The organism is uncultured Gimesia sp. (genome assembly GCF_963972345.1).
In the GTDB taxonomy this organism is placed as follows: domain Bacteria; phylum Planctomycetota; class Planctomycetia; order Planctomycetales; family Planctomycetaceae; genus Gimesia.
Genome location: NZ_CAXAVM010000280.1, coordinates 1 through 7,051, shown reverse-complemented (window position 1 = coordinate 7,051; position 7,051 = coordinate 1). Strand labels below are relative to the sequence as shown.

Below are 7,051 nucleotides of genomic sequence, written 5' to 3'. Positions count from 1 at the left end.
CTTACAAGATCTATAGACGGCTTACTAATTCTCTGGGAGACAGCGAACGGAGTTAGGCTACGTAAATTCGAATCTCAAAAGACTTCATGTGTTACATTTTTAAATTCAAATCTTAACAAGTCACTATTTGTCACTTGGTCATCGGATGACATTCTGCGTCTCTGGGATACTGACACAGGAGAACTGCGTAGCTTAGTTTTTAATCTTGATGAAGTTGATGATTGGTTGGTGGCAACTCCGGAGGGTATGTTCGATGGTTCAAAAGCTGGAATGGAACAGATTATGTACCGCGTTGGCAAGGAGTTGAACGTTGTTCCGGTTGAACGGTTCTTCCAGAATTACTATCGCCCCGGCTTACTTAGTTCTATCCTAATAGGACAGACCCCGCTTCCCGAGATAGATTTGGGACAAAAGATTCCACCAACTATTCGTATTGTAAGTCCGGGTAACAGTAAAACGATAGAAGATGCGATTGTCACTATCGAAGCAACAATAATAGATAATGGTGGTGGAATTAAAACGCCTCGGATTAAACAGAATGGCACTACGGTAGCTGTTAAAAGCAAACCAATCCAAGAGGGCAAGAATCTGAGGTGGAAGTTTGATTTGCCTTTGATTGAGGGGGAAAATAATATTTCTATCAATAGCGCATCCAGGGATGGTTCCTGGGAAAGTGAGCCTGTCCATATTTCATTTATACACACAGAACCAACAGAAAAGTCTGAACTATATGTATTAGCAGTTGGGGTGAATAAATACACTGATGAGGCCCATAACTTGAAATATGCTGTAAATGATGCGGATGCGATTGCAAAAGTGTTCAATAAAAGAGGAATTGAAAGCTATGGAACAGGTCGCGTTCATGTGCAGACCCTCCTGGATTCAAGAGCAACTGCCAGGAATATTCAGCGGGCGATACTGAAAATCAGCAAAGAAGCCAAACCACAAGACATCTTTATCTTAACTCTATCTGGTCACGGGAGGATGGTTCATCAACGATATTTCTTCTTGCCACACGAGTTTACCCTTGTTGGAAAACAAAGTCCGGATGAAGCTACCAGAAGATATGGTTTGCCCAGTGATGTTTTAGAGTCATGGATTAATCAAGTCCCTGCGCTGAAAAAGATTATAGTTTATGATACTTGCCAATCAGGAGGTGCCGTCGCGCAAACCAGGATGACTCGTAACCCATTTGAATTTCAACGTGCATTTGAAAATTTCCGTCGTTCGACAGGCTCATTTATTATCGCTGCAGCTACCGCGTCAAAAAATGCGGAGGAAATAGAAGAACTCGAACATGGTGCTTTGACGTATTCACTATTGGCTGGGCTAGGGGCTGCTGATCGTGGCCCATTTAAAAATCGCAACATTGAATCAAAAAATGGATTGATTCAGGTAAATGACTGGCTTCAATTTGCTCAAGAAAATGTTTCTTTGCTGACAAAAACTTACTACGGCACCGAGCAGAGAGTGACAGTCTTCAGCGAAGGCCGCAGTTTTCCAATTCTGAAAAGCAAAGAGTTTGAACCGTGATCAGAACGCTATGATTTTGCACGTCTGAGAGAATGAATTTTACAAAGCCTCAAGCGGATTTTATCGATTACCCAATCAAGGTATAAAGTAGGTTCTCTGAAGAAGACGGCTTCCATACCTTTATGAAGTGATATTACAGCATGTCGTTATGCTTCAATCACTTACGGCTACACCAATCGGCGGGAGATATTGTGAAAATGCTAATTTTTACGATTCGAACCCAGTAATTATTAGTCCGGCGTCTTCCACCTTAATTATTCAATATTTCCGGGCAGCTTAAGAGTTCTAATAGAATACGATTTTCATCATTTAGAAGTAAGCGTCCGGCCTGCCCATGGTAGTGGGGCAGAATTTGGTTAGCGTACACGATGAGTCTGGATACGTCGGCGTTGTCGTCGGTCGCGTTTGGCTGCCGCCTTCGCACGGGATTCATTGAGACGATGAGTCAATACGCTTTCGGAATGCGCCGTGGCCCAGTGATCGGGAAGCATCTCTTCGAGTCGGGTATCATCGGCGTGTAGCCGCATCAGGAGTTCTCGAACGTACCCCCACGGTTCAATCCGATGTCGTTTTGCGCCGGCCAGGACCGTGGACAGCACCGCTGCCCGAGGTCCAGCATTTTTACTACCCAGGAATAACCAGTTTTTCCGTCCGATTGCCTGATGGCGCAGCGTGCGTTCGGACGTATTGTTGTCGATTGTCAATCGGCCGTCCGTCGTGTAACGCCGCAATGCGTCCCATTGGTTGCGCGTATAGGTGATGGCCTTGGCCAGTGCGCTCTTGGGGAGTAGCGTACTTGCAAGTTGGGCGAGATAAGCTCCGAGCTGATCCAGCACCGGGTTGGCTTCAGCGCAACGTAATTCACAGCGTGCCTCGGCCGACAGGTCGCGCGCTCGATCTTCGATGTCATACAACTGCCCGATCCACTCCAGCACCTGATGCGCTTCGCGTGGGTAATTCTTGCGTGCGTCGAAAAACTTCCGCCGTGCATGAGCCCAACAGGCCACTTCGACAATCTCACTGTCTGATCCCAAAAAGATCGCATCGTAGCCCGCATAAGCGTCGGCGTGGAGATAGCCGCGAAAGTTCTCCAGAAACCGCTGTGGACCATCCCGGCCGCGGCTCATCGTAAAATCGTACACGGAATATGGATGTGTGCTGTCTCCAATATAGGTCCAGAAACGACCTTGACGGCTGCCTTCTTCACCGCCGGTGAGCACTTTGACCGGCGTATCGTCGGTCCACATCACAGCAGATTGAAGGACAAGTTGCCGTTGCAATTCGTAAAGTGGCTCCAGCAGTTGTGCCGCGGCCGATACCCAATCGCAAAGCGTGCTTCTGGAAATGTGCAGTCCATGACGTACGAAAATGTCTTCCTGACGATACAGTGGCAAATGGTCGCCAAACTTGCTGACGACGATTTGTGCAATCAGACCAGGTCCGGCAATGCCGCGTGCAATCGGACGTTCGGGTGGCGGCGGGCTCGACACGCCGTCTTTGCAGTAGCGGCACGCGTACTTGGGACGGACATGCTCGTGCACTTCCAATTGGGATGGCACGTGCTCAAGAATCCTTGTCACATCTTCGCCAATCCGGTCTTTGGCACGCCCGCAGCAATCACAGGTTTTTTCGGAGGGTGACAGGTCCAGTTCATGCCGATGATGTGGCAAACAGGAAAGATCGAGCTCGCGCCGACGAATTGGCCTCACAATTTGTTGACGAGACTCTTTAGCAGGAACGGGAACTTCTGTATGGACGGGGGGAGTTAAATCAAACAGATGCAGTTGGCCTTCACCTTCGATGATGCGTTCGCGGCGGCGGCCATGAACCCAGCGCTTGTACCAAGCCAGTTCCTCTAGCGTCGAGGCGTGTTCTTGTTGAAGTTCCTGAAATGAGGCCAACGTCGCATCTAACACACGGTTGAGTTCTGCGACCCGCTGCTCCGACTTGGCGACCTGTTGCTCGGCATCTTCAGTATACTGCTGGAGCTGCACCGACTGCTGGTAAGCAGCCATGAGCAGACGATGGCATTCTGCGACATTGGTCGGAAGAAAGTCGGCGTTATCCATAACACGAACTGTTTTACCAACTCTTTCCCATGAGGAAAGACCATTGCCTGCAGAATGTCGAAAGAAATTCGAAAAGAGTCAGTCAGTTCGTCGGTACCGCCTCCGCCGGCGTCCCGTCCTCAGATCGAGTCCGCCGAGCAATTTAACGAGTTGGGAATAATTTAGCTCAATGCCTTCCTCGTCGTTTGTGGTTGTCAGGAGCTGGAACGTGCCTCGCTCCAGTCGTTTGTACCAAATGCAGAATCCATCACGGTCCCAGAACAAGATCTTAATTCGATCGCGATTACGGTTCATGAACAAGAATAAGTGACCTGAGGTGGGATCCTGGTCAAAGATTTCTTGTGCGCGTCCCATCAAACTGTCGAAGCTATAACACATGTTCGTCGGAGTCGTACAGAGAAAGATTCGCACGTCGGGAAAGTTCGTCATGACTTCGGTCCCTTCCAGGGCCGCAGCGCGCCCACAGCTCGGATCACTTCCACCAGCACGGCCTGGCCGACGCCCAGAGGCAGCCGCACGATGCCACCGTTCGGCAATTCGATTTCCACCGGAGACGCTTTGAGAGTGATCGGTACAAACGCCGCTTCCCCCGATTCGGCTCGCTCTCGAGCCGCTTTCTCAGCCAGCATCGACTCCGGAATACCATCTTTCAGCTGCCCAACCCACTTATAGAAGGACGTTCTAGAAACTCCTTCCTGGAGACAGAACACGTCCACTTCCAAGCCACTGGCTTTATAATTCTCAAGCCGCTCCTGCCAATCCAAATAGTCGTCGAGGCCACTCGGTGGACGTCCCATATCGTGTCTCCTTAGAATGCTGTGCTCCAGCACTCAAGACTACACGACTTGTCAAGTATGGATTGACCGAACGCTTACATTTAGAACGAATTATAGTATTTTGATTTCGCGTACAGCAAGATCGTATTCAGTACGTATAAATTAAATTGATCAGCTACTAATTCGATAGCAGTTCGCTAAAACGAACGTTTTCTCTGTATCATCTTTTAGTCGGTTCGATGCGTCAGTCGATTCATTAAAGCCAGTTCGAAGCATGTCGAATTGCGTTTGCGATGCAGAGGTCCTAAGCTCAAACCTTGACAATCCGACTCTTAAGCCATTTATTATTAAAGATTTCAAGTCCCTGTTACTGTAATTTTCCATGTAAAATCACAACGATCTGAGCTGCTTAGAATCGTTTCTCTGGTCTTGCTGATCCTGAATATGGGTCACTAGCATCCTTCCTGAATTCGTTCCTGAAAACCTCGTAAAAGTAAACGCGACATCTGATTGATTGCAAATCCCCAGATAGTCAAATGCCAACAGTCAGCAGAAATATTTCACCGCATCACCTCAGAACAAATTCTCCATGATAAACTTTCAGCGCGACATCGTATTTTGATACCTGGTACATTTCATGTTGTTTGATAAGTAGAGTCTCCATCTTTTGAAATGAGCCAGACGCAGGGCAACAAATCATTTTTTATGAAAACCCTGCATCAATCAAACCATCCACGTAGATAAAAGTATCCGGCGGTGATTCCAGCAGTGCCCAACATGATGCCGATCACGATCAGATATCCTGATTTAATCCCCATCCCAGGCAGATCGTTGAAATTCATCCCGTAGAGCCCGGAGATCAATGTCAGGGGGAGGAAGACAGCAGAGAGGATGGTAAGGAACTGGAGGCGGCTTTCTACATTGCTCTGCACGACCGCATCATAGTCACGCTGCAGGCTGTTCACCCGGTCGGCGGTGCCCGCGATGATCTGTCCAGAGAGTCCCGACAGCTGCAACGTATCGCCGAAAAACCGGGACTGCTCACTGAAGCTGAACGCCTCGGATTCGACGGTTTGCAGAACGCCCGCACAATAAGCGTGATCATCATGGACTGCCGCGTAATGGCTGATTTTTCGGCGTAGAATAGAAATTTTCTGAGGATCGAGGGCCTCCGGGTTCTCATGGCAAGCCTGATCCAGCTGTTCTGCTTCTTCACGTACCCGCAGGGCTGCATTTACAGTCTGTTTTCCGATTTCAACCAGCAGATAGTACAGCAGGGCTGAGGAATTGTTGGCATGCAGGGGGACGTCGCCATCCAGGTCCCGAATCACATCTTCAATTGTGTGCAGTCTGTCGCGATGAATTGTGATCACTGTCGATTTCAGACAGAGGAAAGAGACATATGGTTTTTCCGACTGATCCCAGCCCAGGTGCGTGGGGACCTCCATGTACAGTGCTTTTTTTTGCGACATCATACGCTCGCTGCGTTCCGGCGTGAGACAGGCTGCCAGTACTTCCGGTCGCAAATGAAACGGAGTCAGCAGTTCTTCCAGTTCCCGGGGAGTCGCTGCCTCGATATCAACCCAGCGATGGACGTCATCCTGAACCCAAGAGGCAGAAAGTGTGGTTTCCGCTAAGGGAATCAGTGTGGAATTATCGCTGATGCCAAACACACGCACGTTCATTGTGATTTATTCCTGTGTTCAACCAATGTTGTTCTACAACTTCGCTGCCGGGACAGAGTTGCTGATCCAGTTAACCATGCAGGTTGAAAAATGATTGTCTTTCTTTTCGACGAAGATGACATAAGCAGATTCAAAGTACAACCGGGTCGGTATTTTTGTAGCGAGACGTCAACACTCGCTCGCCTGTACGCTTAAGCACGCCATTGCCAGCAGGCAACCGTCACAACCGGTATAACCAGTCGACTGACTGTGAATGAGGCATGAAATCCGAATTCGCAGAGATTGGCTGAGATCTGATTTTGACGATTAAACTCAAGTTAGGAGTTTTTGTCAGCATGCTGGTTATTGCCCCTCCATCAGTGCAAGAACGACATCATTATCACTCTGTCCCGGATTGAAAAGCTGTCTCATGAAATCTGCTGTCATCAGTTTTGCCCTGCTGTCGATGAGTCTGAGTTACCCTCCTGTATTTGCGGGAGAGCAGGTTGAATTCTCAGTTTCGGAATCGTCAAGTCCCTTTCTTGAAACGATGGTGGAGAGCAACCAGCCATTCGCCGATGCAGAGCTGGCTCCGATCAGTCATGTCACGGGCCAGGAAGCCTGCTTTGAATCGGCAGCTGGCGATTGCCTGAGTGACGATTGTGTGGGCGCTGCTGATTGTGGATATGAATTCTCTGAGTGTTTGTTTTCACGTGAGTATTTGACGGGCGATCTGTTTGGTGCCCGTTCGGGGCTGGCAGAGCATGGCGTGATCGCAGATATTCAGTTAACGCAATTTTACCAGGGGGTTGCCAGCGGTGGTCGCCGACAAAGGTTTCTGTATGGCGGTAAAGGCGATTATATGTTTACGTTCCAGGGTGAGAAGCTGGGACTGAATAAAGGGTTCTCTGCCATTCTGCATGCGGAGACCCGGTATGGTGACGACATCAATACGGCAGGCGGTGCTTTGAGTTTTCCGAATAGTAACATGTTCTATCCGCTTCCTGGC

4 protein-coding genes and 1 pseudogene are annotated in these 7,051 nt (G+C 48.9%); 2 read left to right on the top strand and 3 right to left on the bottom strand.

Translation table 11 applies throughout. From position 1 onward, the window contains the following. A partial coding sequence (locus AACZ40_RS27405) for a caspase family protein (protein ID WP_339676743.1) occupies positions 1–1,533 on the top strand: 1,533 nt, incomplete at its 5' end. A 356-nt stretch (positions 1,534–1,889) separates the two neighbouring features. Here the strand turns inward: AACZ40_RS27405 and AACZ40_RS27400 are convergent. The 3 genes from AACZ40_RS27400 to AACZ40_RS27390 all read right to left on the bottom strand — a co-directional run bounded on the left by AACZ40_RS27400 (position 1,890) and on the right by AACZ40_RS27390 (position 6,063). Continuing rightward, entirely contained in the window at positions 1,890–3,602 is a 1,713-nt protein-coding gene (locus AACZ40_RS27400; protein WP_291174968.1) for an IS66 family transposase, read from the bottom strand. Between the two features lie 425 nt (positions 3,603–4,027). Further along, positions 4,028–4,399: a hypothetical protein gene (locus AACZ40_RS27395; RefSeq protein ID WP_291174970.1), complete on the bottom strand. Its 372-nt coding sequence runs from the start codon at positions 4,397–4,399 to the stop codon at positions 4,028–4,030. A gap of 698 nt (positions 4,400–5,097) precedes the next feature. Continuing rightward, positions 5,098–6,063, bottom strand: coding sequence for a magnesium transporter CorA family protein (locus tag AACZ40_RS27390; protein ID WP_291174972.1), 966 nt, complete (start codon positions 6,061–6,063; stop codon positions 5,098–5,100). Positions 6,064–6,472: 409 nt separating this feature from the next. Between AACZ40_RS27390 and AACZ40_RS27385 the strand changes: the two are divergent. Next, a pseudogene (locus tag AACZ40_RS27385) lies at positions 6,473–7,051 on the top strand (hypothetical protein); the annotation flags it as partial.

Excerpts from the sequence above, each read along its gene's own strand:
- AACZ40_RS27395 (WP_291174970.1), bottom strand. The coding sequence starts at position 4,399 with ATGGGACGTCCACCGAGTGGCCTCGACGACTATTTGGATTGGCAGGAG.
- AACZ40_RS27400 (WP_291174968.1), bottom strand. The coding sequence starts at position 3,602 with ATGGATAACGCCGACTTTCTTCCGACCAATGTCGCAGAATGCCATCGT.
- AACZ40_RS27390 (WP_291174972.1), bottom strand. The coding sequence starts at position 6,063 with ATGAACGTGCGTGTGTTTGGCATCAGCGATAATTCCACACTGATTCCC.